Origin of the sequence: Tardiphaga robiniae, from assembly GCF_013359755.1 — a bacterium.
Classification (GTDB): domain Bacteria; phylum Pseudomonadota; class Alphaproteobacteria; order Rhizobiales; family Xanthobacteraceae; genus Tardiphaga; species Tardiphaga robiniae.
Genome location: NZ_JABMCJ010000007.1, coordinates 1 through 389 on the forward strand (window position 1 = coordinate 1; position 389 = coordinate 389).

Consider the following 389-nt stretch of genomic DNA (forward strand, 5'->3'; position numbering starts at 1 on the left):
GCGTATGTTGCTCAGTTGCAGCGTTCCGGCGATGAAGCCGGGGCATTGCAGGCGGCGAACGAGGCCGCAACGAAAGGGTTTGATGACCAGACCCGCCGCCTGAAAGAGAACATGGGCACGCTGGAGACCTGGGCAGACAGGACTGCGCGGGCATTCAAATCCATGTGGGATGCGGTGCTGGATATTGGTCGTCCTGATACCGCGCAGGAGATGCTGATTAAGGCAGAGGCTGCGTATAAGAAAGCAGACGACATCTGGAATCTGCGCAAGGATGATTATTTTGTTAACGATGAAGCGCGGGCGCGTTACTGGGATGATCGTGAAAAGGCCCGTCTTGCGCTTGAAGCCGCCCGAAAGAAGGCTGAGCAGCAGACTCAACAGGACAAAAA

At 56.0% G+C, this 389-nt stretch carries 1 protein-coding gene; it reads left to right on the forward strand.

From position 1 onward, the window contains the following. A partial coding sequence (locus HP556_RS00025; RefSeq protein ID WP_175365462.1) for a phage tail tape measure protein occupies positions 1–389 on the forward strand: 389 nt, incomplete at both ends.